Annotated in this window: 26 protein-coding genes; 20 read left to right on the top strand and 6 right to left on the bottom strand. The window is 37.8% G+C overall.

Going from position 1 to position 24,251, the window contains the following annotated elements:
* Positions 1-9 precede the first annotated feature (9 nt).
* From RV13_RS17175 to RV13_RS17150, 6 genes are all read left to right on the top strand, one after another.
* Complete coding sequence (locus tag RV13_RS17175) at positions 10-1,185, top strand: SIS domain-containing protein (RefSeq protein WP_016182058.1); 1,176 nt, start codon at positions 10-12, stop codon at positions 1,183-1,185.
* Between the two features lie 27 nt (positions 1,186-1,212).
* Positions 1,213-1,329 carry a copper homeostasis protein CutC gene (locus RV13_RS17170; protein ID WP_016182059.1) on the top strand — a complete coding sequence of 39 codons (117 nt, stop codon included), beginning with the start codon at positions 1,213-1,215 and terminating at the stop codon, positions 1,327-1,329.
* Between the two features lie 717 nt (positions 1,330-2,046).
* Complete coding sequence (locus RV13_RS17165; protein WP_016182060.1) at positions 2,047-2,475, top strand: RNA polymerase sigma factor; 429 nt, start codon at positions 2,047-2,049, stop codon at positions 2,473-2,475.
* Entirely contained in the window at positions 2,462-2,704 is a 243-nt protein-coding gene (locus RV13_RS17160) for a helix-turn-helix domain-containing protein (RefSeq protein WP_028021252.1), read from the top strand. Before RV13_RS17165 ends, RV13_RS17160 begins: the two co-directional genes overlap by 14 nt.
* Before the next feature lie 435 nt (positions 2,705-3,139).
* Positions 3,140-3,448: a helix-turn-helix domain-containing protein gene (locus tag RV13_RS17155; protein ID WP_035019937.1), complete on the top strand. Its 309-nt coding sequence runs from the start codon at positions 3,140-3,142 to the stop codon at positions 3,446-3,448.
* 104 nt (positions 3,449-3,552) lie between these two features.
* Positions 3,553-4,731: a site-specific integrase gene (locus tag RV13_RS17150; RefSeq protein ID WP_028021254.1), complete on the top strand. Its 1,179-nt coding sequence runs from the start codon at positions 3,553-3,555 to the stop codon at positions 4,729-4,731.
* Positions 4,732-4,981: 250 nt separating this feature from the next.
* On the opposite strand, the gene RV13_RS17145 is transcribed toward RV13_RS17150, so the two are convergent.
* A complete protein-coding gene (locus tag RV13_RS17145; RefSeq protein ID WP_010746106.1) occupies positions 4,982-5,587 on the bottom strand; it encodes a DUF1349 domain-containing protein in 606 nt (201 codons plus the stop codon).
* Positions 5,588-5,751: 164 nt separating this feature from the next.
* Here RV13_RS17145 and RV13_RS17140 point away from each other — a divergent pair, with 164 nt between their 5' ends.
* From RV13_RS17140 to RV13_RS17100, 9 genes are all read left to right on the top strand, one after another.
* Positions 5,752-6,453: a GntR family transcriptional regulator gene (locus RV13_RS17140; RefSeq protein WP_010746107.1), complete on the top strand. Its 702-nt coding sequence runs from the start codon at positions 5,752-5,754 to the stop codon at positions 6,451-6,453.
* Between the two features lie 169 nt (positions 6,454-6,622).
* Entirely contained in the window at positions 6,623-7,972 is a 1,350-nt protein-coding gene (locus tag RV13_RS17135; protein ID WP_060789512.1) for a PTS sugar transporter subunit IIC, read from the top strand.
* Between the two features lie 43 nt (positions 7,973-8,015).
* Positions 8,016-8,303 (top strand): hypothetical protein, encoded by a 288-nt coding sequence (locus RV13_RS17130; RefSeq protein ID WP_010746109.1) that lies wholly within the window; start codon positions 8,016-8,018, stop codon positions 8,301-8,303.
* Positions 8,300-9,388, top strand: a complete 1,089-nt coding sequence (locus RV13_RS17125; protein WP_010746110.1) for a DUF871 domain-containing protein — start codon at positions 8,300-8,302, stop codon at positions 9,386-9,388. The genes RV13_RS17130 and RV13_RS17125 overlap by 4 nt, the downstream gene beginning before the upstream one ends.
* An 8-nt stretch (positions 9,389-9,396) precedes the next feature.
* Entirely contained in the window at positions 9,397-10,503 is a 1,107-nt protein-coding gene (locus tag RV13_RS17120; RefSeq protein ID WP_010746111.1) for an amidohydrolase/deacetylase family metallohydrolase, read from the top strand.
* The gene (locus RV13_RS17115; protein ID WP_010746112.1) at positions 10,493-11,587 is read left to right on the top strand and encodes a DgaE family pyridoxal phosphate-dependent ammonia lyase; all 1,095 of its coding nucleotides are present in this window, start codon (positions 10,493-10,495) and stop codon (positions 11,585-11,587) included. Before RV13_RS17120 ends, RV13_RS17115 begins: the two co-directional genes overlap by 11 nt.
* Before the next feature lie 12 nt (positions 11,588-11,599).
* Positions 11,600-12,340 carry a 2-dehydro-3-deoxy-phosphogluconate aldolase gene (dagF, locus tag RV13_RS17110; RefSeq protein ID WP_010746113.1) on the top strand — a complete coding sequence of 247 codons (741 nt, stop codon included), beginning with the start codon at positions 11,600-11,602 and terminating at the stop codon, positions 12,338-12,340.
* 156 nt (positions 12,341-12,496) lie between these two features.
* On the top strand, positions 12,497-13,492 hold the full coding sequence (locus tag RV13_RS17105; RefSeq protein ID WP_010746114.1) for a sugar kinase: 996 nt from the start codon (positions 12,497-12,499) through the stop codon (positions 13,490-13,492).
* A 292-nt stretch (positions 13,493-13,784) separates the two neighbouring features.
* A complete protein-coding gene (locus RV13_RS17100) occupies positions 13,785-14,327 on the top strand; it encodes an ECF transporter S component (RefSeq protein WP_010746115.1) in 543 nt (180 codons plus the stop codon).
* Between the two features lie 53 nt (positions 14,328-14,380).
* Here RV13_RS17100 and RV13_RS17095 read toward each other — a convergent pair whose 3' ends face one another.
* From RV13_RS17095 to RV13_RS17085, 3 genes are all read right to left on the bottom strand, one after another.
* Positions 14,381-16,129, bottom strand: coding sequence for an NADH-dependent [FeFe] hydrogenase, group A6 (locus RV13_RS17095; RefSeq protein WP_010746116.1), 1,749 nt, complete (start codon positions 16,127-16,129; stop codon positions 14,381-14,383).
* Positions 16,130-16,141: 12 nt separating this feature from the next.
* On the bottom strand, positions 16,142-18,019 hold the full coding sequence (gene nuoF / locus RV13_RS17090) for an NADH-quinone oxidoreductase subunit NuoF (RefSeq protein WP_010746117.1): 1,878 nt from the start codon (positions 18,017-18,019) through the stop codon (positions 16,142-16,144).
* Between the two features lie 96 nt (positions 18,020-18,115).
* A complete protein-coding gene (locus tag RV13_RS17085) occupies positions 18,116-18,616 on the bottom strand; it encodes an NADH-quinone oxidoreductase subunit NuoE family protein (RefSeq protein WP_010746118.1) in 501 nt (166 codons plus the stop codon).
* A 526-nt stretch (positions 18,617-19,142) separates the two neighbouring features.
* Between RV13_RS17085 and RV13_RS17080 the strand changes: the two genes are divergently transcribed.
* The 4 genes from RV13_RS17080 to rsgA all read left to right on the top strand — a co-directional run bounded on the left by RV13_RS17080 (position 19,143) and on the right by rsgA (position 22,828).
* On the top strand, positions 19,143-20,090 hold the full coding sequence (locus RV13_RS17080) for a LacI family DNA-binding transcriptional regulator (RefSeq protein ID WP_028021256.1): 948 nt from the start codon (positions 19,143-19,145) through the stop codon (positions 20,088-20,090).
* Between the two features lie 41 nt (positions 20,091-20,131).
* Positions 20,132-20,512 (top strand): VOC family protein, encoded by a 381-nt coding sequence (locus tag RV13_RS17075; protein WP_010746120.1) that lies wholly within the window; start codon positions 20,132-20,134, stop codon positions 20,510-20,512.
* A 113-nt stretch (positions 20,513-20,625) separates the two neighbouring features.
* Positions 20,626-20,952, top strand: coding sequence for a carboxymuconolactone decarboxylase family protein (locus RV13_RS17070; RefSeq protein ID WP_010746121.1), 327 nt, complete (start codon positions 20,626-20,628; stop codon positions 20,950-20,952).
* Between the two features lie 535 nt (positions 20,953-21,487).
* Complete coding sequence (gene rsgA, locus RV13_RS17065; protein WP_010746122.1) at positions 21,488-22,828, top strand: ribosome small subunit-dependent GTPase A; 1,341 nt, start codon at positions 21,488-21,490, stop codon at positions 22,826-22,828.
* A 34-nt stretch (positions 22,829-22,862) separates the two neighbouring features.
* Here rsgA and RV13_RS21425 read toward each other — a convergent pair whose 3' ends face one another.
* Positions 22,863-23,024, bottom strand: a complete 162-nt coding sequence (locus tag RV13_RS21425; RefSeq protein WP_231371767.1) for an Lrp/AsnC ligand binding domain-containing protein — start codon at positions 23,022-23,024, stop codon at positions 22,863-22,865.
* Positions 23,025-23,045: 21 nt separating this feature from the next.
* Positions 23,046-23,279: an Lrp/AsnC family transcriptional regulator gene (locus RV13_RS21420; RefSeq protein ID WP_010746123.1), complete on the bottom strand. Its 234-nt coding sequence runs from the start codon at positions 23,277-23,279 to the stop codon at positions 23,046-23,048.
* 331 nt (positions 23,280-23,610) lie between these two features.
* Here RV13_RS21420 and RV13_RS17055 point away from each other — a divergent pair, with 331 nt between their 5' ends.
* Entirely contained in the window at positions 23,611-24,009 is a 399-nt protein-coding gene (locus RV13_RS17055; protein ID WP_249024493.1) for a DJ-1/PfpI family protein, read from the top strand.
* The last annotated feature ends 242 nt before the right edge of the window (positions 24,010-24,251 follow it).

Genomic DNA, 24,251 nt, shown 5'->3' with positions numbered 1-24,251 from the left:
AGCACAGCTATGAGTATTTTTGCATTAGATAATGAAACGCTAAAAGAAAAAAAAGCAGTATTCACCGCTACAGAAATCGATCAACAGCCAAAAGTTTGGCAAAGAACTATAGATATTTTGGCAGAGAAAAAAGAAGAGTTGGAGCAATTCATCCAAAAGATTGTGGATCAAAAAGAGTACCAGATCATTTTTACTGGTGCAGGAACGAGTGAATTTATCGGTAATGCTTTGGTACATTCTTTAGAGAAAAAATATAGCGGGCACATTTTTTCATACGCTTCAACAGAAATTGTAACGGATCCAGGAAGCTACTTGCCAAAAAACAAACCAGTATTGCTAATCTCATTCGCTCGCTCTGGCGATTCACCTGAATCTTTAGGCAGTGTGAGTTATGCGGACAAAATTTGTGAAAATATCTACCATTTGTTCATTACTTGTAACAAACAAGGAAAATTAGCGAACTATGGCAAGGGAAAAGAAAATATATGTACCTTATTGCTTCCAGATGAAACTTTAGATAAAGGATTTGCAATGACCTCTAGTTATAGTTGCATGTATTTATCTGCTTATCTTGCTTTAAATTTAGAAGACTTTAGTCAGATGAAGAGTGAAGTTGAGAAAATAATTCCTTCTGTGACGAATCTCATCAAGAATGATTATTCCTTAATCACAAGAATTGTTAAGGAGTTCCAGTTCAAGCGCATTATCTTTTTGGGGTCCAACACGTTAAAAGGGGTGTCTCAGGAATCGCAATTGAAGATGCTGGAGCTGACTCAAGGAGCGGTCGTAACCATGTTCGATTCACTATTAGGCTTTCGACATGGGCCTAAGTCAGCAATAGACAACGAGACACTCTTGGTACTTTATCTGAGTGACAATGAATTTTCTAGAAAATATGAGATCGATTTTCTAAATGAAGTCATAGGTCAAAAGAATGGGTACAAGATCTGTGTCCTTTACAATCAACCCTTCGATGTTGATACGACAGTGGATTATCGCTATTGCTATAAAGTAGATGGAACGATGGATAACGTATATTTGGGACTATGTTATATCGTTTTTGCGCAAATTCTAGCTTTGCACAAGTCAATGGATGTCGGCATTGTGCCAGATGATCCCTGTCCTAGTGGAGAGGTCAATCGAGTTGTTGAAGGAGTTACAATCTATCCCCTTAATAATGGATAAGAAAGTACGATTGAAAGTAGGCAAAAAATGATTAAGGAATTTTGTGGAGAAAATTTTATGAATATAGAACAGGCCATTAAAAATGGTGTGAAGAGAATCAATCTTTATGACAATATTGCTGTTGGCGGAACGACACTAAGCTAAGATGTAAATACAAACTGATAAAATGAGAAGATATTACGTGTTATGAATAACCAGGTCAAAATGGCCATGTATTAAAAGGGATGGCACCGTAAATTAAATACACGATTTAACAGGGGGAAGAAAGAGATTTCATTCTTTGAGACATATTTCTAATACTCTTTTTGAGCTAATTGATTTTTGTGAGCAAAACGATATTTTAGTGGAGTCCTATTCTCCCGTTGGACATGGGAGTTAATAGAAGACATAGAGTTTTCGTTCCTCAACTTGCTATTCGCCATTGTTTAGAGATTGAGCTGCTATATTTACCAAAATCTGAAAATGAAGAGCATATTAAAACTAAAGGGGGCTTGATTTTATTTTATCAAATGAAATTCGCACTATTGAAAAATTTTATTTAATGCTCATGAATAGACTTGATGAAAATCAGTTGATACTGTCAAGGGCGGTTTAAGATTGTAGATTTATGTTGATTTGATTAAAGTTGTTATGTTTGGCAATCTTCAATTTTAATTCTATAAAAGTCAAATACTTAAAGTGCACGATAATGAATTAGCCTAACTGTTTGTGTGAGGTGTATAGACAATTTTTGTCTGTATGCCTTTTTTGTTTTGAAAAAATTTTATTTTTTTCGAAAAATGCTCACTCCCAGATTGTAATAATAATGGAAAGGGATAGAAGTAAAACGAGTTGAATGAATTTTTTAAGGAGGAGAATTCTATGGGCGACTCAGAGGAAACCCACATTCAACACGTATTTGACAGTTTTTGTAAGAAGGTAATACGTAATGAGGCATTAAATATTCAGAAGAAATATGCTAGATTTCGCCAACGACAAGTCTCAATGGAACTATTGGAACAAAAAGGGTTGGGTACAGAGTTCAATTATTCTGAACCCAATTTTAATAGTAGTGATAGTTTTATTGTACTTGGTATAGAGATTCTTATATCAAATGAAGAGTTGGCAAATGCGATTGCAAAATTACCTATTCAAAGACAAAAGATCATTCTGATGTCCTTCTTCATCGGTCTCAATGATCGTGAAATTGGCGAAATTATTGGGAAAAGTATCGGTAGTGTTTGGTATCAACGACAAACAGCTTTGAAAGATTTAGAAAAATATTTAGGCGGTAATTATGAAGAAAAATAAACGATATGTACCGTTCATACCAGTTACCACTATTAAAGCTGCAGCTTCTGGTGATTCGCTCGCCATGTCCATTGTTCTGTCAAAATATCAAAATTATATTTCACGATTAGCCATGAAATCAATATATGAAGAAGAAAAAGGAGTAGTTATGTACGTAGATGAATATATGCGTAGACAACTGGAGACAAAACTGATTGAGAAGATACTTGAATTTGACACAACTCGTTAACGTATTTTTTCCCTTTCCTTTTCATAGGCTGAAAATAGCCTGACGATCTTTGACAAGTGAATAGTAAATCTATCAGTACATGTAGATTACGAGTTTCTAATTAGTTTCGCCATGACAAGATTATACTTTGAGCGACAGTTTTTGAAATGGAAATCGTGATTTCAATAATGATACTTCCGTAACCAAATTGGCCCGCCATTACTGGGGGGAGGTGAAATTCCTATGTGCTTGAGTAAAGCAGCTGATAGATAAGAAAAACTACTATTTAAGTATCTGTATTAAGATGGTATACCGTTAGATGTGATTTTATATGAATGTAATTAATTATATTCATATTTGAGATTCCTAGTTATATAAGAAAATTCTTTTTTAAAGTCTACTATTAGAGGGAAACTATGTTGAGTGATACAAATCTGACAGAGGAGGGTGAAAGAGTTGGAGGTTAAAACAAATGTTAATTCTTTTGAAATAGAATTCTATTCAATTTTACAAAAAAAACTAGAAAACTACACAGAAGAATTGCTTGCAATAAGTCAGTTACCGTTAGTCTTAACAAACTCTGATTTAAAGAAACTTTTCCAGATCAGTGATAGTACACTGAATCGTTTAATAAAACTTGGTGATTTTCCATCTTGCTGGTATGGGATTCGGGGACATTATCTTCGTGATGATATTTTACAATGGATGAGAAAGAGTGATTCGAATGATTATCGTGAAAAACTTCGACTTTTGCGTTCTTTATAATATTCCATTTTTTCTATACTTGCGGTACTATTTATATAGAGAGAATAAGAGATTTTGTGTTTTTCCGATTAAGGGGTTCTTCTTTCAAAAGGAGGAATCTGTAATTGAAAACAAAAGATCGATTTAAGAAGCACATTAGTTCTACTGGTAGAGTCACGTGGTATTTCCAAGCGTTTCGGACAACAAGACGTGGTTTTAAGTCAAAACGTGAGGCACAACTTGCATATCTTGAAATGGAGAAGCAACAAAGGATTAAGAAAAAAATCATTGCGAGTAACGATAAGTTCAGTGTTGTAGGTGAGCAATGGTTTAAATATTATCGTTCGTTAAATGAGCAAAAAGAAACAACTTATGATAAGCGAGAAGAACAATTAAAAATTATTGTTCGATGGATTGGTGATAAAAAGTTATCTGATTTATCACCAGAGTGCCTTCAAGAACTACTTTTCAATTTGAAAGAACGTGGTGTTAATGGAGCAAATGTGGGCTATGCAAAAAATAGTTTGCAATCACTTATTCAAGTTTTGAATATGGTTTTCAAATATTGTCAAAGGAAGAATTTGATAAGTGAAAACCCAATGAAGTCTGTGAGAATGCCAAAATATCAGTTGACGGTAAATGATTTAAAAGAAGCCGTGAATAATATTGAGGACAAGTTTCTTACTGTCGATGAATTGAGAACTTTTTTGAATTATGGCCTTGTTCATGAGGAATTACCGATGTCTGTCCTTTTCCATGTTTTGTTTTACACTGGTTGCCGCGTCAGCGAGGCTCTTGCTCTACAGCCTGAAGATATAGATTTCAAAAGAAATGAAATTCTATTCTATAAGCAAACAGTAGTTAAGGGTAAAAGTAAGGATTTTCGGATTGAAACTACTAAGACAATTAGTTCTGCTAGGCGAGTTCCGGTAACGCCTCTGGTTATGGAAAAACTGCAACACTTGATTGAGGCTTTGGATGAGATGAGACAATATCACAGGTTTAATATAGAAGAAACATATTTGTTTGTTTATCTTGATTCTAGTAAACGTGGTGTTCCTTATCGTCGAGAGTATGTAAATGATCATGTCAAACGGTGTGTTAATCGTTCGGGAATTAATAAACCCTTTCATACTCATCTGGCTCGCCACACAATGGCAAGTTTAGTAGCTGAGTATTGTAGTTGGGATGTCTTAAAGGATCGATTAGGTCACACAGATCGAACAACTTCTAAAATTTACCGCCATTTAACATCAACTGAAAAGGTAAAACCTCTGATTGCTTTTAGTTCTTTAGAAAGTTAAAAAAACGGTAAAAACACTGGTATTAAAAGATTCTTGAAAACTGCATTTTTTTAGAAGTAGTCAATATGTAGTCAGAAGTAATAAAAATCCTTTTATATCAACACTTTAACGACTTTTCACAAGTATCAAAGAAATTCGTCGTTAATTTTAAAGATGTCTTTCGAACCCTTGAGAAATCAAGGGTTTTTTATTTACCCAGTTTAAAGAAGAAGGAGCCGAACATTTTTGTATCAGCTCATTCTTTTTTAAATTACTCTGTGTCAGGTTGTTGTCCATCATGGGCCAACCATTGACAGTCCAATAACTGTATGTTTGTAAAGACTGCTTTAAAAGAAGAGGCCTCAGGAGAACATGCATAGATTCCGAACTGAATTTTTCCGCCTCCGTTGATCATATGACAAATCCGCATTTGTTGAAATGTGATTCCATCAGTTGAACACTCGATACAATAGTCGCTTTCTCGTCTGCTCAAGCGGTACCACATTGATTTGATTGAGGCATCAATCTCTGTTGTCGCCCAATCTGAAAACCCTTGATTTGTCACGACACTTCCCAAATGCTGATAATCTTCATTCTCGTATTCAATAGAGCCTTTTAACCAGTTTTTACTATCTAGGTACATGACGATGCCACATTGATCAAAACGATGATGACTGTCAGCGAAATCCGTCTTTACGACAAAACTGAAATATTGTTTGTCGGTTGTCATTTGAAATACAGGGGCATTATCATTTTGAAAGTGATAATAAGTATTTTGCCAAAGATCTGTTTGAGGCTTTGTCACAATTTCTATTCTGTCTTCGAAAAGTTGATAGCTTTCCGGAAAACGTGTCCATTGGAAATCTTGTAAGTCCATCTATAGTCCTCCTGTAATAGTTATGATATAAAAAGAGTAGCAAAAATTAAACCGATGCGCTACGTTAATGTGTATTTAAGCAGTAAATACAATCTAACTTTGCAAACACTCATCTAAATGCTATTCTAAGTAAATGAAAAACTGCTTGTGGAAAGGTGGAACGTATGAAAAAAACGCGTGTATTGTATTTAGAAGTTGCTGAAAAAATAAAGGAAGATATTTTTTCTGGCAAATATCCTGTTGGTACTATGCTACCGACGGAAACGGAGCTTGAAAAACTTTTTGGTGTAAGTAAAATCACTGTCAGAAAAGCCATTGAGCTGCTCGCGGCGGATGAATATGTAGAGAAAAAGAGTGGAAAAGGGACAACCGTACTCAGTGAACGCCCCTACAATAAATTATCGAAGGCTGTTAGTTTCACTCAAATTTTAGAAAAATCAAATCTAAGCGTGGAAAAAGTCATAATTGACGTTAACAACGTAGAGCTTAATGAATGTGATCCGGCATTTGAGTATTTTGGTTCTGAAGCGATTTGCTTTCAGCGAATGTATGTTTTAAATGGGAAGCCTTATATCTACGCGACACATTATTTGCCGACTTCTTTGGAAAGGGTTACGAAAGAAGAGTTAGAGCAAGAGTCCCTCTATCGAATCCTTTATCAAAGTGGATTAGACATCGAACGTTTCATGGATGATTTCCTAGCGATTGAGCTAACAAATGAGCAACAAAAACTTCTTCAAACTGAGGCAAAGGTTGCTTTGAAGAGAATGCGAAAATCGTATGACTATGATCAAAAGGTGATTGAGTATTCTGAAGCTTTTTACAATACTTCCGATCATGCGTATCAAATTGAATATGAAACTTAAGAGTGAAGCTGTGATAGATTTCTATTGCAGCTTTTTTAAATATAAAACAATTGAAAAGCTTTTTTTTAAAAGAAGTGAAAAATAAAATCTAAAAAGCGTTTACAATAGAAAATACATATGCTATTATTCACCTTGTAAACATTATAATGTTATAAACGGAGGTTAAGAAATGGATAGACTTGTAAATTCGATTGAACAGAAATTGATGCCGTTCGCTAACAAAATCGGTACCCAGCGACATATGATGGCAATCAGAAAGGGAATCGTAGCAACGATGCCGCTGACGATCGTCGGCTCATTCTTCACGATCTTCTTGAATTTTCTGATTCCTTCGGTCGCCGCAATGATTGAACCGTATTTAGCTATTTTAGATATTCCTTTTCGTTACACAGTAGGTATTTTGGCATTATACGCAACATTCGGGATAGCTTCACAATTAGCTAAAAGCTATAAAGTTGATTCCTTAACTGCCGGAATCTTGTCAGTCATGGCTTTTCTAGTAACTGCAGCACCTCCGCTTCGCGTATTCGACAATGTGGACGGCGTTATTGATGCTGGTCGTTACATCAATATCGCAAACCTTGGCGCAGCATCATTGTTTGGCGCAATCGTGACAGCACTTATTTCAGTTGAAATCTATCGTATTTTCATCGAAAAGAATATTACGATTAAAATGCCAGACGGAGTTCCACCAGAAGTGACTAACTCATTTATGGCGTTAATCCCCGGAGGAGCGATTTTAGTTTTATTTTGGGTGATTCGCCATATGATTGGTTTTGATATCAATGGATTCTTGAGTAATTTATTGATGCCTTTTAAAGATGTATTAGCAGGAAATAGCTTGTTTGGCGGTTTATTAACAGTTTTCTTGATTTGCTTCTTCTGGGTATTAGGAATTCATGGCCCAGCGATCATGGGGCCAGTGATTCGTCCTTTCTGGGAATTGTCGATTGCTGAAAATATGGAAGCTTTTGCGGATGGTGCTAGTGCCACTGCAATGCCAAATATTTTCACTGAGCAATTTTTACAATGGTTCATCTGGATCGGCGGAGCAGGAACTACTCTGGCATTGGTCGTATTCTTTATGTTCTCAAAATCAAAATATTTAAAGAGCCTAGGCCGTTTGTCTTTCTTACCAGGACTTTTCAATATTAACGAACCGATGATTTTCGGCGCGCCGATCGTGATGAATCCACTATTAGGGATTCCGTTTATCGTAGCGCCATTAGTGACAACGACGCTGTCTTATTTCTTGACAGTCTCAGGATTAATTCCAATGATGGTCGCGCGTTATGGCTTTACCATCCCCGCACCGATTGCCGCTTGGATGAGTACTGATTGGAGTATCGGAGCAGCGATTCTGGTGATCGTCAACTTCTTAATCTCAATGGCGATTTACTACCCGTTCTTTAAAGTATTTGAAAAACAGCAGTTAGCGCGTGAAGCAGCTGAACTGGAAGCAGAAGAGAAAGCGAAAAAAGAACAAGCTGCAAGCTTGCAGGGGGCAACTTCAAATTAAGAAGTAATTGTTCAATAGCAGAAAGGATAGAGAGGATAGCCAAATGACTGTCCTCTTCGGTAATGAAATGAACTTAATTTATTTGATCCTTCTTTTTCTAGCGAGCCATATTTATTTGGAAAAGGGGAAACTACCAGAAAAATTCGAAGAAATGAAACTTAGATATATTTTATTAGGCTCTTTGGCAGGCATTACGTTAGCGATCGTGGTGGGTATCGTACTAAATATTGCTCCATTCTTGGTGATGACTGTTACGATTTGTTCGGCATCATTGATTGCTTATAAATACCGCTCAAAATTTGATGATATGGAACGAGGAAAAAGTGTATGAAACGTGTATTAGGAATTTCGGTCTATCCAGACCACAGTGAGATTGATCAAGATAAAGCTTATATTGAGTTGGCGCATAAATATGGGTTTGGCCGTATCTTTATGAGTATGCTAGAAGTTACTGAAGGTAAAGAGGTTGTCAAAAAGAAATTTAAAGAATTGATTTTCTTTGCCAAAGACTTAGGTTATGAAACGATTCTAGACGTGGCGCCAAATATTTTTGAAGAATTGGGAATTTCTTATGATGATATGAGTTTCTTTCATGAGTTAGGTGCAGACGGCATTCGTTTGGATTTAGGCTTTGATGGAAATAAGGAAGCTATGCTGACCTATAATCCATTTGGTGTGGCAATCGAACTGAACATGAGTAATGACGTGGCATACTTAGACAATATTCTGACCTATGAAGCCAATACGCCATTTCTATATGGCTGTCACAATTTTTATCCTCAAGAGGGAACGGCTCTACCTTATGATTTCTTTGTGAAATGCAGTGAACGCTTTAAAGCTTATGGGCTCCGAACAGCAGCGTTTGTTTCTTCTCAAGTAGGTACCATTGGCCCCTGGGATATCAATGATGGCTTGCCAACTCTAGAGATGCACCGCCACTTGTCGGTTGAGACAGCAACAAAACATTTATTCGCCACCAAATTAATTGATGATGTGATCATCGGAAATGCCTATGCTTCAGAAGAAGAGCTAAAAGCGATGGGAGAAGTGGATCGCTATCAAACTGAATTTGCCGTTGAGTTCGTATCAGATATTACTGATGTAGAGAAACAAATTGTTTTAAACGAACAACATTATCGCCGAGGAGACATTACAGATCAGATGGTTCGTTCGACTTTTGTCCGCAAAAAATACGGACAAGAAGCCAATCCACCGCATGACAACGAAATTGAGTTCCAGCCAGGTGATATTGTGATCGGAAACGATGAATTTGGTAAGTATAAAAATGAGTTGCAAGTTGTACTAAAAGCCCATAAAGATTCAAGAAAGAATAAGGTTGGGCAGATCATTGAGGATGAAAAGATTCTTTTATCATTTATTCATCCATGGTCAAAATTCAAATTCACAGAAAAGTAGGAACGAAAATGTTGGATTTAGTTGTGCGGAATGCCAAAACAATTGACGGACAGAAATTTGATTTAGGGATTTCTGATGAAAAAATAGTAGAAATAGCTGATAAAATCACAAATAAAAGTCAAAATGAACTTGCTTTAACGGATGATCAGTACCTTTCACCAGGCTGGATCGATGATCATGTCCATTGCTATGAAAAAATGACGTTGTACTATGATTACCCTGATGAGGTCGGAGTAAATAGAGGCGTAACGACTGTCATCGATGCGGGAACAACTGGAGCAGAAAACATCGGCAATTTTTGTGAACTAGTAAAAAAGGCGAAAACTAATGTGTATGCGCTACTGAACATTTCTAAATGGGGGATTGTCGAGCAAGATGAATTAGCTGATCTAACTAAAGTCCAACATAATGCTGTTAGAGATGCAATTGAAAAATATCCAGAGTTTATCGTAGGTTTGAAAGCTCGGATGAGCAAAACAGTGATTGGTTCAAGTGGGATCGAACCCTTACGTTTAGCTAAAGAATTTCAAAGTGAATATGGTGGACTGCCCTTGATGGTTCATGTTGGCTCCGCTCCTCCTGAATTGTCAGAAATAATGGATTTGATGGATTCAGGTGATGTATTGACGCACTGTTTTAATGGTAAGGAAAATGGAATATTAGATAGAACAACTCATAAAATAAAGGATTTTGTATGGGAAGGATATAAAAAAGGAATTGTTTTTGACATTGGACATGGTACGGATAGTTTCAATTTTGAAGTGGCAAAACAGGCATTGAATGAAGGAATGATCAGTTCCTCCATCAGTTCAGATATTTATGTCCGAAATCGTCAAAATGGACCAGTCTATGATTTAGCAACAACGATGGAAAAGCTCTTCATAGTAGGGTATTCTTGGGAAGAAATCATCAAACAGGTCACAGAAGCACCAGCAAAAAATTTCTATTTAAAAGGAAAAGGTAAACTGGCTGTTGGTTTTGATGCGGATATTACAATATTCACCCTTAAGGACTCTGAAAAAGAAGTGACAGATTCTAATGGGAATACTTGTACAGTAAAGCAGGAAATCATCCCTGTGAAAACCATCATTGGAGGTCAAGTATATGACAATTAATTTTGAAAAGCTAGGGTTAAAAGAAGTGATTAATGCTTCTGGTCGGATGACAATTTTAGGTGTATCAAAAGTATCAGAATCGGTATTGGCAGCGCAGCGTTTTGGTGGCGAACATTTTTTTGAAATGGCTGATTTAAGTGAAAAAACCGGGGCATATATTGCGCAGCTTTTAAAGGTAGATGATGCACAGATCGTTTCCTCTGCTTCAGCAGGAATTGCACAAAGTGTTGCCGCGGTCATTGGTAAAGGAGATTTCTATCATGCTTATCATCCCTATACTGATCGTATCAAACAACGAGAGATCATTTTACCGAAAGGCCATAATGTCGACTATGGAACTCCTGTCGAAGTAATGGTGGAACAAGGCGGTGGGAAAGTCGTAGAGGCTGGCTATGCTAATATGTGCTCAGCAGAGCATCTAGAAATGATGATCACTGAAAATACAGCAGCAATTTTATATGTTAAAAGCCATCATACGGTTCAAAAAAGTATGCTCACTGTAGAAGAAGCGGCGGCTGTTGCGAACAGAAATCAATTGCCTCTAATCGTGGATGCCGCTGCGGAAGAAGATTTATCCTTCTATTACAAGGCGGGTGCTGATTTAGTGATTTATTCTGGGGCAAAGGCGATCGAAGGACCAAGTGCTGGTTTGGTGATCGGTAAAAAGAATAAAATCGAATGGGTGCGTTTACAGGGCAAAGGAATCGGCAGAGCGATGAAGATCGGTAAAGACAATATTCTCGGTTTTACTCAGGCAATAGAGGACTATTTAAACAACGGAAGTGAATCAGGGGATTCGATGAAAAAAAGATTGGCACCATTCATTGAATCAGTCAATCAAATCGACGGCTTAACAGCTAAGGTTGTTCAAGATGGTGCCGGTCGTGATATTTACCGCGCAAACGTTCATGTTTCAGGCAATCATACAGCAAAAGAAGTCATTGCCGAGTTAAAAAAAGAATCGCCGGCTGTTTATACGAGAGAATATCAAGCCAATAATGGCGTTATCGAATTTGATATCCGTTCTGTGGATGCAAAAGAAATGGCTTTGATCGCAGCACGTTTACGTGAGATCATGAATTAAAAGGAGAAGAAAATGTCACTACAACCAAATTATTTAGAAGATCGAATTTGTTTGAACGTTTTGGCTAATTCAGTGGAAAATGCCAAGGACTGCTATGAAGCAGCTGAAGGACATGTTATCTTAGGTGTATTATCGAAAAATTATGAGAGTGATGAAGCTGCAATTATAGATATGAAAAATTATCAAAAGGCGACGAACAATGCGTTATCTGTTGGCTTAGGAGCGGGTGATCCAAATCAGAGTCAAATGGTTTCACGTATATCTGGAGAATTACAGCCTCAGCATGTAAACCAAGTCTTTACGGGTGTTGGTACATCAAGAGCGTTGTTAGACCAATCTGAAACAGTTATCAATGGCTTAGTTTCACCAACAGGAAAAATCGGCTACGTAAATATCGCGACAGGACCGTTGAGTTCGCAGGGAGCAGAAGGAATTGTCCCAATCGAAACAGCAATCAAATTATTGCAGGATATGGGTGGAAGCTCCATTAAGTATTTCCCAATGAAAGGCCTTGCTCATAAGGAAGAATTTAAAGCAGTGGCGGAGGCTTGTGCCAAGTATAATTTTTACTTAGAACCTACTGGCGGGATTGATTTGGACAACTTTGAAGAAATCATTCAAATCGCAGTAGATGCCGGCGTGAAGAAAATCATCCCTCATGTATACAGTTCGATTATTGATGCTGAAACCGGCGATACACGTCCTGAAGACGTTAAAAAATTGCTTGAAATCTGTAAAAAAGTGTTGAAATAAGTTCGTTCACTTTTTACAGTTGATGTAGCAGAAGAAATATACCTATAAAAAACTGCTGCTAATTTTAAGAAATCAAATCGAGTGATATATGGCAAGTGAAAAGAATTCATTTTTTTAATGAAAATCTACTGATGAATAAGAAGAGGGGAGTCAGCTATGAGATTTGCTGCTTTTGGCGAAGTAATGCTACGGCTATCACCGCCAGAATACCTATTATTGGATCAAACAAATGATTTACGGATGGATTACACGGGTACCGGTGTCAACATCATGGCGAATCTGGCTCAGTTTGGTTATGAGACTTCGTTGGTGACGGTATTGCCAGATAATCGGCTGGGACAGGTGGCTAAAGCAGCAATAGCAAAATACGGAATCAAGACGGATTTATTAAGGTTCGCTCATCATCATATTGGCAGCTATTTTGCCGAAAATGGGTATGGCGCACGTCCAACACAAGTGACGTATCAAAATCGTCACCATAGTTCATTTGGTGTCAGCAATCATGAGGCCTATGATTTCGAGAAAGTTATTGCGGAGAGTGATCTGGTCCAAATTTGCGGGATTTCATTAAGCTTGACGGATGATACACGTGATGCTGCGCACACTTTAGCGAAAAAAACGGCTGAGGCTGGAAAAAAAGTTTGTTTCGATTTTAATTTCCGCCCGAGTCTGAACACTGAGCCTGATAAAATTGCCTTTATGAGGGAACAGTACGAAAAAATCCTGCCGTATTGTGATATTGTTTTTGGGAGTGTGCGAGATTTGACTGATTTACTTCAGTTAGAGATGATAGGCACGGAAGATGAGTTGATTATACAATTCATGGATAAGTATCAGATTGAGTGGTTTGCGGGTACTAGAAGATTCTCAGAAAACAAACAAAAACAGCAAGAGGGGTTTCTTTATAGTCGTGAAGAATATGCGGTTAGTCCAAAGCGTGAATTAACAATCTTAGATCGAATTGGTGCTGGTGATGCCTATGCTGCAGCAATTTTAACGGGGTATGTGGAGAGATGGCGTTTACAAGAAACAGTTGAATTTGCTGCGATGAATGCGGTACTGGCTCACACGATCCATGGGGATGTGCCGTTGACAACGAAAGAACAGGTTTTTACCGTTTTGGAAAATCCGGGGATTGATTTGATACGCTGATTCATCTAACTATTTAAAATCATATAGAAACGAAGGAATGAATAGCTGAATAAAGCTGTTCATTCTTTTTTGTACTTTTGAAGCAAGTTTACTCCATGCAAATTAATAATAAAAGACTGCTTAATTTGGTTTTCTTTTAGATACCTAAATCTGGTACAATTATTATATTAGGAAATAACTAGTAATTATTCATGGTTTACTCATCTTCAAATGATCGTCATTCAAATCGAAATGAGAAGGGAAGTGAAGGAAAGCTATTTGTGAAACTCTGCAAATAGTCTTTTCCGAAAGTATGAATCGAAAAGCATTATGGGTTGCTCAAACAGGGGTATTATTAGCATTATTGATCGTCGTTCAAGCGGTGACTTCTGGGTTAGGAAATACCTTAGTGACAGGCTCATTGGTCAATTTGATCTTGATTGTGGCTGTTACTACTGGAGGCTTGGCCAGTGGCATTACTATCGCTTTATTATCACCGCTCTTTGCTTTTATCTTTGGTATTGGACCGGCATTCCCACAAATTGTTTTTTGTGTTGCGATTGGAAATGCTGTATTAGTAACCCTCTGGCATTTCATTGCGGGCTTCAACAAAAGACAAAGTGTCGCCAATTTTGTGGTAGCGACCATCATCGGAGCTGTGGCAAAATTTGGTGTCTTATACTTATCAATTGTACAGTTCGTCGTTCCAGTGTTACTTAAAATGCCTGCTCCCAAAGCAGCTATGGTTTCAGGGGCCTTCTCATTTCCGCAGTTAATTACTGCCTTAATTGGTGGAGGGCTATCAATTTTAGTTGTACCTGTATTGTCAAAAGCATTAAATCGTCAAAGAGCATAGCAGTTAGCATAAAAATAGGACCCTAATCGAATTTCACGATTAGGGTCCTATTTTTATGCCTTCACTTTAGTACGATCACGATAGCTTGTATGGAGAATATGATGAGCTTTTAGGCTTCCAGGTTTTTCTAAGAATTCCTGATAGATTTTTTGAACAAGTGGGTTGTCGTTTGATTTCCGCAAGCCTTTGCCTTTATCTTCAGAGTACAAAGCCGCGGCCCGTTTGGTTTTTAAATCGACAAAGTTGCGAACCGATGCAGGTTGGACAGGTTGCCCGCCGCCGTTGATACAGCCGCCGGGACAGCCCATGATTTCAACAAAATGATAGAATTTTTCGCCAGATTCGATTCGTTCTAGCAATTTCTTCGCATTGCTGATGCCGGAAGCGACCGCCACGTTGATCGTTGCTCCGCTCATTTCATAGGTTGCTTCTTTGATTCCTTTCATCCCGCGAACTTCTGTGAACTCCACTTGTTCCAGTGAATGACCAGCCAAAGTTTCAGCAGCTGTTCTTAACGCTGCCTCCATAACGCCACCGGTAGCACCGAAGATATAGCCAGCTCCTGTTGCTTCACCGAACGGATCATCGAACGATTCGTCTGCCAGTTCCACAAAACGAACCCCGGCTTTATCAATCATCCGTGCTAATTCACGAGTCGTCAACGCCACATCACAGTCAGAATATCCGGCTGCGGCTTGATCTTCACGGGTGACTTCGAATTTCTTCGCCGTACATGGCATGATTCCGACAACAAAAATATCTTTTGGATCGATGCCTTCTTTTTCCGCATACCAAGTCTTCGATAATGCGCCAAACATTTGCTGCGGTGATTTGCAGGTGGACAGGTTAGGAATCAATTCAGGATGATAGGCTTCTAAATACTTAACCCAACCTGGCGAACAAGAGGTAAACATTGGGAAAGGTCCATCGTTTCCAACCCGTTCTAAAAATTCATTGGCTTCTTCCATAATAGTAAAATCTGCAGCGACATTCGTATCAAAAACCTTATCAAAGCCGATTTGTCTTAATGCAGCAACCATTTTTCCTTCAACATTAGTACCGATTGGCATATTGAAAGCTTCACCAAGAGTAACTCGAATAGAAGGGGCTGTTTGTACAATCACATACTTCGTTGGATCTTCTAATGCTTCCCAAACTTCCTGTGTTTGATCCTTTTCATGGATCGCTCCTGTTGGGCAAACAACAATACATTGGCCACAAGAGATACATGGGACATCATCTAAGTTCTGTTCATAAGCACTGCCAATATGCGTATTGAATCCGCGGTCGTTTGGTCCAATCACGCCGACAGCTTGCCATTTCGAACAAGCGGCAACACATCTGCGACATAAAATACATTTATTATTATTACGGACCATGTGCACCGCACTGTCATCGAATTCGTATTCACAGTTTTCTCCGTTGAAATAATCCTCATCTGCCACATTAAATTCTTTACATAGTTTCTGTAACTCACAATTTCCGCTACGGATGCAGGAAAGGCATTTTCGTTCATGTGTGGATAAGATCAATTCCAGTGTGACTCTGCGTGAATCGAAAACTTTCTTAGAATTGGTATTGATTTCCATTCCTTCACTAATTGGATAAACACAAGCAGTCACTAAACTGCGAGCACCTTTAACTTCCACAACACACATACGGCAAGCGCCAATTTCGTTAATTTCTTTTAAAAAGCACAAAGTAGGGATTTCAATGTTGTTGATTCGAGCTGCTTCAAGAATCGTCGATCCTTCAGGAGCAGTACAAATTTTTCCGTTGATTGTTATCATAACTTCTTTCATTTGCTCCACCTCCTATATGACCGTGATCGCATCATAGCGACAAGTATCAATACATAAGCCACATTTCGTACAGATCGACTGATCGATTTCATGGACTTGTATCACTTCACCACTGATCGCACTAACTGGACAACCTTTAGCACATGCTCGACAGCCTGTACATTTATCAGGCAAAATTCGATATTGAATCAAGTTCTTACATACGCCAGAAGGACATCGACGCTCTTCAACATGGGCCAAGTACTCATCCTTGAAATATCGGAAGGTCGAAAGTACAGGATTTGGAGCGGTTTGACCAAGTCCACAAAGGGAATTTTCTTGTATGTGGTGACAAAGTTCTTCCATTCGATCCAAGTCTGCTAGAGTTGCTTTTCCCATAGTAATTTTTTCTAAAATTTCTAAAAGACGTTTCGTCCCCACACGACAAGGTACACATTTTCCGCAACTTTCTTCAACGGTGAACTCAAGGAAGAACTTAGCAATGTCCACCATACAGTTATCCTCGTCCATAACAATTAGACCACCAGACCCCATCATTGAGCCAATTTTCTTTAAATTTTCATAATCAATCGGAACATCGTAATGCTCTTGTGGGATACAGCCACCTGAAGGACCACCTGTTTGAGCGGCTTTAAATTTCTTGCCTTCAGGTATACCTCCGCCAATATCTTCAACAATTTCTCGCAAAGTCGTTCCCATTGGAATTTCAACCAAGCCAGTATTTTGAATTTTTCCTCCTAAAGCGAAAACCTTTGTTCCTTTCGATTTTTCCGTTCCAAAACTAGCAAACCATTCAGGACCTCTCAAGATAATTTGAGGAATGTTGGCTAAGGTTTCAACGTTGTTTACGATTGTCGGCTTTCCAAACAATCCTTTTACAGCAGGGAATGGAGGCCGAGGACGTGGTTCACCACGATGTCCTTCGATACTTTCTAGTAGTGCAGTTTCTTCGCCACAAACAAATGCTCCCGCGCCTAAACGCAGGTCTAAATCAAAGGAAAAATTACTGCCAAAGATATTTTTTCCTAGAACACCTTCTTCGCGAGCTTGTTTGATTGCGATTCGTAATCGATTAACAGCAATCGGGTATTCTGCTCGCACATAAATATATCCTTGGTTTGCTCCAATCGTATATCCTGCGATAGCCATTGCTTCGATAACAGCATGAGGATCTCCTTCCAAAACTGATCGATCCATAAACGCACCAGGATCTCCTTCATCAGCATTACAGATAACATACTTTTGATCGGATTGGCTAGCTTTAGCAAATGACCACTTCATAAAGGTAGGAAAACCAGCGCCGCCGCGTCCTCTTAACCCTGAGGTCTCTAAGGTATTCAACACATCATCTCGTGAATACTCGTTGACTACTTTTGCTAAGGCTTGATAGCCATCGAAAGCAATGTATTCTTCGATCTTTTCAGGATTGATCCGCCCACAATTTCGCAGGGCAACACGCTTTTGTTTATGATAAAAAGGTGTATCCATCAATTTATTGATAATTTCTTTCGTCTCGTTATCGTGGTACAAAAGTTTTTCAACTAGTTTTCCTTTAACTAAATGATCTGAAACAATCTTTTTTGCATGCTTTGGCTGTACTTGGTGATAGAAGACGGCCTCTGGATAAATGATGACAATTGGTCCTTGAGCGCATAACCCAAAACAGCCAGTTTTTACGATATTTATTTTTTCTGTTAACTCATGTTTAGCCAATTCTTCTTTTAAAGCTTCAACAAACTCACCACTTTTAGAAGAAATACATCCTGTACCGGCACAAACTAATATTTCCTTTTCGTACTGATTTTCATTGAGACCTTCATCGTCCAAACGCATTGTTACGGTTTGACGATATGTATCTCGAAGTTCCTTTAATTCATTCCAATCTCTCATATTTTTTACTCCTGACTCTTGAGGCTTTATTCAACGACAACGTTCTTTCCAAAAGATTTTTATACACCTTTTGAAAAGTAAAGGAGCAACAACCAGTTATTCTTTTTTTTGATATGTTAACAATACTTTGTCAGCTTTTTTCTTAGATAGGCGACCATAAACTTCTTCATTTACAGTTAAGACAGGTGCTAAGCCACAGGCGCCAATACAACGGCATGATTCCAAGGTGAATTTACGATCGATTGTTGTTTCACCTGGTTCGATATTTAGTTCCGTTGAAAACGAATCTAAAATATCTCCTGCACCTTTTACATAGCAAGCAGTTCCCATACAAACACTAATCGTATGTTCTCCTTTAGGGACGAAAGTGAACTGCGCGTAGAAGGTTGCTGTACTGTATAGTTCCTCCATGGGAAGTTCCAGTTCTCTAGAAAGCCTTTTCAAAACTTCGATTGGTAAATAGCCGTAGATTCTCTGTGCCTCTTGTAAAGCGGGCATTTGCGCGCCTCGTTGGCCTTTTAACTCCTTGATACAAGCTTGAAACTCTTGATACTGGCTTTCAGTTTCAATAAATTCAAATACTGCTTCTGTACTCATAAATCTATGCCTCCTCCTTCCTAATGTTAAATCAAATTTTCTGACTACTCATCATAATTTTATTTGAAAAAATTATTCTATATAAAATAAGTATATCAAAAATATCAGCATCTTTGTGATTAATCAGACAAATGAGAATGAGAACTGTTCTCGAATAATCTTCGTTGCATCAATAGACATTGTTTTTATAGGGGTGAATGAACTAAATAGATTTAATATAGATAAATATTTGTTATCTAAAATTGTGAACGATGATTAGTAAAAGCACCTAAAGAAGGCTGGATATTTTAGATTTATTTAACACAGGGTTATTTTAATTTCTTTGATGAAAATATGGAGAAAGAAAATAAAACTTAAAAAAGATTTGTTTAGTTGTTTTTATCTGATAATTGTTCTAGCTGCCTGGTTCATTTTTGGCAAAAAAAGAGGAGAAAGATGAACTGACCATGATAAAATAGTTTATTGACATGGGACGCGTCCCATAGGTTACATTGGTAGTGTAAACTGTCTTTAGGAGGAAGTCCCAATGGTAAATATCCGCGACATTGCAAAAATTACAGGTGTCTCTAAGTCAACGGTTTCCCGGGTAGTTAACAAGCATCCATACGTTTCAGAAGATATCCGAAAGAAGGTACAATCCGTGATTGAGGATACAGGGTATGTGGTTAATGGCAATGCAGTAAAATTGAGTAATGGCAAAAATTATACACTTGGTGTTACCTTGCCTTATAACAGCTCTTGTTACGATAGATTAGTAAATAGCCTGCTGTTTCACGCAAGAGAAAAGGGGTATCAGGTTTTACTTCTACCGACTTATTATGATGAAAAAGCAGAAGAGGAGTATTACTCACTATTAGAGAAACGAATGATTGATGGATTAGTATTGGTTTCTCGAGCGAAAAATTTAAAAAATTGGGACAAGCTCAACTCTAGAGGCCGAATTATTTCTACTGAAAAGGTTGATGATCCAAAAATTCCTATGATTTATCCAGACCGTACTATGGTTTACAATCGATTGTTTAAAGAACTTGCTCAGAAGGGATTTTCTAAGGTGGTCTTCACTAATAAACGGGCACTTTCTGAGAGCATTAGTGCTAAAGATAAGGCAGAGTGCTATCAAAAGTACTTTGGTAAGGTAATAACTGGTGAAAATTTCTTTATAGGAATTGAAGGGTTCGATAGCGGTTATTATTGGGCAAAAGAAACTTATAAAAAAATGACGATTCCCGAGGTGATTTATGCGAGTGCAGATGATACAGCAGCAGGGATTATTCATGGTCTCCAAGACATAGGCTTCATTCACAAGCAGGATTATCATATTATTGGTGAGGGAAATTTACCATATAGTCAGTTATTAAATTTTACTACAATTGATTTTCTTGCAGAGGACATTGGATCAGAGGTGGTGGATTATATTCTATCTGAGCAAGAAATGATTCATAAAGCTAAGGAACCATTAATTATCAGAAGATAAAATACAACAGAAAACTTTGATTTAGGAAAGGAAATAAGAGAATGCATATCGAGCATGTAGCAATTTGGACGAAGGATTTAGAAAAAATGAGAGAGTTTTATGAAAAATATTTTAATGTCAGCAGTACCGAACTTTATCATAACAAGAAGACGGGCTTTAAATCATATTTCGTCAGCTTTGATTCAGGGAGCCGCCTAGAGTTAACGACGAAACAACATCTGTCGAATCGCGTGGTAGAAAGTTTGGGTTATACTCATATGGCGATTTCAGTTGGAACAAAAGCAGATGTTGATTCGTATGTTGAGAAGTTCTTAGCCGATGGATTTCCGTTATTGAACGGCCCTAGAACAACGGGCGATGGGTATTACGAAGCAGTGATTCAAGATCCAGAAGGAAATTTGATTGAACTGACGACAGTTTAAAACTAGAAACAGCAGTCGCTCTTTTGACTGCTGTTTCTAGTTTTAAGAAGTCTTTCGTTTAGTAAAAAATCTCTGAATGATTAAAAAGCTAAAAAGAAGAGCAAGGGAAAAGATTGGAAAAAAGCAGCGAAAGAAAAGGAGACAATGAACGACTGGCGCAAGGGGATGATTTTTTTAAGAAGTTAGGTTCATTGGATAATGAGACCTATCAAGAAAATGTGTTAGATAAACGACAAAAAGAATTGATTGGCTTAACAATTTCAATTCTATCTAAATGCGACGAGTGTATTCTTTATCATTTAGAAGAATGTCAAAAGGCTGGTGTCACAAGGGCTGAGGTGTTGGAAGTAGTCAAACTGACAACCATCGGTGGAGGGTCGGTCCTGTATCCTTTTGCTAGAAAAATTTTGAGAATGATGGATGAGCTTGTGTTTAATTAGCTGTAAATATGGATAGCAATTTCGGAATAGCCGTTGCTTTTACTTTCCGCACTTTGTTATACTGATTGTGAAAATAAATCAAACACCTATTAACGAATGGAGTATGTTTTGTGAGTGTCACAGGTATCTAATCAATAAGCTGAATAGCCGAATAAACCTGTTTTATTTGGTGTGCTTGTAGAAGTGATATCTGTCGAATGAGTGGGATGAGTGTATTCTCAAGGCGATAGTATGACTATCGCCTTTTTTGTATGTCCAAATCCTTTGCTGAGTGGTTTAAAGGATACCGGAGCAATAGACAAATTGTGAGGAGTAGTTGGCGATCGCGTGATGAAGGTAGGATTCTATTTCTGATCTACAGAAAGATGAAATTCAATCCTTGAGTTCGCTATATTCTTTTAGGTGAAGAAGTTATTTTCGCGGCAGATATCTCTCAATAAAAAAGAAAAAGGAGCTTGGTGTATGCTATCGGAAATAAACACTTTTCTGCGGAAAAATAGAAGAAAGAATATGACAATAGGAGAAAAAATACTTTATGAAGACAAAAAATATCGGAAATCCTCCAGCTGAAACAATCGCACAAATCACAGCAGTTTATAAAGATTTATTTGAGATTGAAAGTGACAAAGGGAAAGGCTTGGGTAGAGTTAAGCGGAGTCGTTATGATGATCAGCAAGAACTCTATCCAACCGCAGGTGATTATGTCGCCGTTGATTGGCAAGGAGCAGATCATAGCATTATTTTGCGAACTTTGCCTCGAACGTCCGTTTTATCACGCTTAGATTCTTTTAAGGGAAAAGAACAACTGATTGCTGCGAACTTTGATTACGTTTTTATCTTGCAATCATTGAATCATGATTTTAATTTGCGACGCTTAGAGCGCTATTTAACACTAGCTTGGCAATCGGGGGCAGTTCCCGTTGTGTTACTGACAAAAATGGATCAAGCAAGCGATTGTTTAGATCAACTAAAAGCGGCTCAGAGTATCGCAATAGGAACAGACGTCCATACCATCAGTGCACAAACAGGGGAAGGTCTGCCAGAACTGGATCTGTATTTGCAGCCGGAGAAAACAGTTGTACTCGTCGGTTCCTCTGGGGTAGGCAAGTCGACATTGATTAACCGTTTAGCAGGAAAAGAAATGATGGAAACGCAAGAAATTCGCGAAAAAGACGGTCGGGGACGTCATACGACCAGTCATCGCCAGTTATTTCAATTGGGTAATGGGACGAAGCTCATCGACACACCGGGAATGCGTGAAGTCGGAATGTGGGATGTCAGCCAAGGCTTGGAAGAAAGCTTTGCGGATGTAGAAGCCTATTTTGGTAAATGCAAATTCAAAGATTGCCACCATCAAAGTGAACCAAATTGTGCCATCAAGGAAGCTTTACGCAATGAAGAACTCTCACCAGAGCGATGGGAGAGTTATCTAAAACTTCATACCGAAGCGAAATATACGAAGGACAAAACGGCCTATCTACGGGAAAAAGAAGTTTGGTTAAAAGATATTAGCAAATTTACTCGACAATTAAAAAATAATTATCAACATACAGCCTGTACAGAAAGCTTTGTTTGCCAAGAATGTGGCATGCCGACGAATCCAGCAAGCGCCGGAAGTCACCATCGCAATCATTGCCCGCATTGTTTGGTAAGTATTCATGTGGACAATCGTCCCGGAGACCGTGCATCATTGTGCAAAGGGAAAATGGAGCCAATCAGCATTTGGCCAAAAGCAAGTGGTGAATGGGCAATTATTCACCGTTGTCGCGGGTGTGGTACGTTAAAAACAAATCGCATTGCTGCAGACGACAATCAAAAATTATTAATTAGAATTGCAGAAAAAGCAATGAAACATCCACCGTTTAGTGTGAATTAACAAATAGCTGCTCAGAAAAAACTGAGCAACTATTTTAAATTGAATCGGTTACAGTAGAAGAAAATACGATATGTGTAGAGGGTGTACCAAATTGCATAGATTCATCAACGAAGTCTTCTAATATTTCCATATTTTCAGCGACAACTTTAACAAGATAACTATAGTATCCAGCAATACGGTAATATTTAAGTACCATAGGATGTTTTGAACAAAATTCTCAAAAGGCTTTGCAATTGATTGTTTCAAACATGATAAAGGCTATGATGCTTTTTCCTAGTTTTTTATGGTTAATATGGATAGTGTATTTATCAATTATCCCTGTATTTTCCATTTTCGTAATCCGCTCTTTTACAGCGGGAGGACTAAGGGACACTTTTTGAGCAATTTCACTATAAGGAATACGTGCATTCTCTTTTAAAAGATTCAGTATTTTTTTATCTGTTTCATCCATTCATTTTTCATCTTTCTATTATTAAGTAAAATAATCTAGATTCGTAAATTAATAAAGTAAATGGGTAAAAAGCTTTAAAACGAGTCTGTAGATTGTAATAGCTATACCTTATCATAAATAAAACGAATAGGAGGGAAATAGATGAAAAAAATATTGTTACTTTTAGCTGATGGATTGAATCATATGAGGCAAGTGTCTTTACAGATGTCTTGGCTGGAATCTTTATGAAGGGGATCATTCAACAGAACTAATTTCAGTTGGGTTACATTCAGTACTAAAGTGTATGTGAGGTTATTCCTGTATTCAAATGTGTCAATTAAATGAAATTGAGTTGGACGAATTTGACGCTCTGGCGATTCCTGGTGGATTTGTAGAAACAAACTTCTATGAAGATGCTTTTAGTGAAGAATTTTTAAATGTGATTCGAACATTTGATCGACAGAACAAACCAATTGCCTGTGTTTGTGTCGCTGGTCTGGTGGTTGCCAAAAGTGGCGCTTTAAAAGACCGTTCTGGAACTACGTATCATTTTGAAAAAAGTTTGCGACAAAAACAAATGAGAGAAATGGGTGTTCAAGTAAAACATAATGAAAGGATCGTAGAAGATCGAAACATCATTACCTCTTCTTCACCTGAAACAGCTTTAGATGTAGCCTTTTGTCTATTAGAAAAATTAACAAACGAAAACAACACTCGAGAAGTAAGACGAAAAATGGGCTTTACTTACTAATAAAAAAACTCTTTAGAGATGAAACATGTTAGTGAGGATATGAAAATGTCTTGAAGACGAAAATTCATAAGACTGTACGAACTAGATAAGCATTCGAAGGTATCAAAAATCTGCCGGCGATAATCTTTATGATCGAACAGTTATCCGAGAAAATATTTTTGTTACTATAAATAATGGAGCAATTATTGCAATAAAAAAGAGTAGTGATTTTTCGGAGCCACTGATAAAGTTCAATAACAAAA

The organism is Enterococcus raffinosus (assembly GCF_001886185.1).
GTDB classification, from domain to species: domain Bacteria; phylum Bacillota; class Bacilli; order Lactobacillales; family Enterococcaceae; genus Enterococcus_A; species Enterococcus_A raffinosus.
The sequence above is the reverse complement of the archived record's forward strand: the minus strand, read 5'-3'. Positions and strand labels throughout refer to the sequence as shown.